Origin of the sequence: uncultured Aquincola sp. (assembly GCF_964001545.1) — a bacterium.
Classification (GTDB): Bacteria; Pseudomonadota; Gammaproteobacteria; order Burkholderiales; family Burkholderiaceae_C; genus Aquincola.
On the sequence record NZ_CAXFDV010000820.1, the window covers coordinates 1 to 2,357 of the forward strand.

At 70.2% G+C, this 2,357-nt stretch carries 3 protein-coding genes; all 3 read right to left on the reverse strand.

The window, feature by feature from the left end; genetic code table 11:
• Positions 1 to 216: 216 nt before the first annotated feature.
• Positions 217 to 840, reverse strand: coding sequence for an SCO family protein (locus ABNT58_RS28485; protein ID WP_348756721.1), 624 nt, complete (start codon positions 838 to 840; stop codon positions 217 to 219).
• On the reverse strand, positions 825 to 1,751 hold the full coding sequence (gene cyoE, locus ABNT58_RS28490; RefSeq protein ID WP_348756722.1) for a heme o synthase: 927 nt from the start codon (positions 1,749 to 1,751) through the stop codon (positions 825 to 827). The genes ABNT58_RS28485 and cyoE overlap by 16 nt, the downstream gene beginning before the upstream one ends.
• A 26-nt stretch (positions 1,752 to 1,777) precedes the next feature.
• A partial coding sequence (locus ABNT58_RS28495; RefSeq protein ID WP_348756723.1) for a COX15/CtaA family protein occupies positions 1,778 to 2,357 on the reverse strand: 580 nt, incomplete at its 5' end.

The following is a 2,357-nucleotide window of genomic DNA, read 5'->3' on the forward strand; positions in this document are numbered from 1 at the left end:
GAGGTGGCGGCGATGAAGAAGATGCGCAAGGCGCTGGAGCCGGTGGCGGGCTGACAGCCCTGCTCCAGACGTGACGACGGCCCTCGCGGGGGCCGTTTTTCATGAGGGCCGCAAACGCAGCGAGCTTGGGGGCAGGCTCACCCGTCCGCCGGGCCGCCCCAAGGACGGGTGCTCCCCCTCGGGGGGGCGCGAGCGCAGCGAGCTTGGGGGCAGACCTTATGCCCCTGCCAGCAAAGCCTTGATATCCGAAGCCAGCGCCTGCGCGCCCGTGCCATAGCGCGTGAACAGCCGCACCTTGCCCTGCGGATCGAACAGGTAAGAGCCGGCGGTGTGGTCCACCGAGTAGGCGCCTTCGGTCTTGCCCGGCACCTTGTTGTAGAACACCTTGAACTCGCGCGCCGTGGCCTTGGTTTCTTCCGGCGTGCCGCGCAGCGCCACAAAGGTGGGGTCGAAGTTGGTCACGTAGGCCTTCAGGAGCTCCGGCGTGTCGCGCTCCGGGTCGACGCTGACGAAGATGCCCTGCACCTTGTCGCCATCGGCCCCCAGCGAGCGCTTGACCTCGGCCAGCTCGGCCATGGTCGTGGGGCACACGTCGGGGCACTGGGTGAAGCCGAAGAACACCACCACCACCTTGCCCTTGAACTCGTCGATCGAGCGCACCTTGCCGTCGGGGTCCTTCACGCCGCCCAGCTTCTGCGCGTAGTCGGCGCCGGTGATGTCCACGCCATTGAAGGCCACCTTGGGCTGCGAAGGTGTCTTGTCGCAGCCGGCCAGCACGAGGACGGCGGCCGCGGCAGCGGCCAGGCAGGAACGGCGGGTGAGCATCAGATCGACAGCCATGGGCCCAGGTAGTGGTCCAGCAGCAGCGCGGCGAACAGCAGCGACAGGTGCAGGATGGAAAAACGGAAGGTGCGGCGAGCCAGCGCATCGCTGTACTGGCGCCACAGGCGAAAGCCGTAGCCGATGAACATCAGCCCCAGCACCGTGGCCGAGAGCAGGTAGATCAGCCCGCTCATGCCGTACAGGTAAGGCAGCAGCGTGGCCGGAAACAGCACCAGCGTGTACAGCAGCACCTGCAGCCGGGTGAACTCGGCGCCGTGGGTGACGGGCAGCATCGGCAGGCCGGCGCGGGCGTAGTCTTCCACCCGGTACAGCGCCAGCGCCCAGAAGTGCGGCGGCGTCCACAGGAAGATGATGAGCACCAGCATCCAGGCTTCGGCCCCCGCCTCGCCGCGCACGGCGGCCCAGCCCAGCAGCGGCGGCATGGCGCCCGAGGCGCCGCCGATGACGATGTTCTGCGGCGTCAGCGGCTTGAGCACCACGGTGTAGATGACCGCATAGCCCACGAAGGTGGCCAGCGTCAGCCACATCGTCAGCGGGTTGACCAGCACGTACAGCAGCAAGGCACCCAGGCCGCACAGCACGGCCGAAAACAGCAGCGTCTGGGTGTTGGTCAGCTCGCCCTTGGCCGTCGGCCGCCAGGCGGTGCGTGCCATCTTGGCGTCGATGCGTTGCTCGACCACGCAGTTGAAGGCGGCGGCGGCACCGGCCACAAGCCAGATGCCGGCGGTGGCCGCCAGCACCACGCGCAGGTCGGGCAGGCCCGGCACGGCCAGCAGCATGCCGATCACCGCGCAGAACACGATGAGCTGCACCACCCGCGGCTTGGTGAGGGCGTAGAACTGGCGAACGCGCGAGGCGGGCCGGGCGGGCGGCGCAACGGCCGGGGCGGTGGGCGACGAGGCAGACATGGAAGACCGGATTGTAGGAAGCCGCTTCAAGCCATCGCCGCAACGGTGCCATGGACGGTGGCCGCGGGCGCGGCCGAAGGCCGCTGCAGCAGGCTGCGGGCGACGAGGCGGCTGAGCAGCAGCACCAGGAACGCGGCGCCCGCGGTGTGTGCCACCGCGGCCAGGATGGGCCAGCCCAGCACCACGTTGGACAGGCCGCTGGCCAGCTGCCAGGCGGCCACGCCCAGCAGGCCGCCGGCAAAACGGCGGGCGCCGGCCTCGCCGGTGGCCGCCAGGCGCCAGGCCAGCAGGCCCAGCGCCACCAGCACCACCCCGGCCATCAGCCGGTGGGTCATGTGGATGGCGGTGAGCGCCGCGAACGGCAGGTAGCCGCCGCTGGCGGTTTCACCCAGCTCGCGCCGGAAGGTGAAGGCATGGCCGAAGTCCATGGTGGGCCACCAGCTGCCCTGGCAGGTGGGAAAGTCGCGGCAGGCCAGCACCGCGTAATTGGTGCTGACCCAGCCGCCCAGCGCGATCTGCAGCACGCTGAGCACGGCCACGGCCACCACGCCCCACTGCAGCGCGCGCGACAGGCGCACCGGCCGCGGCACGAAGGCCTCGGCCTGC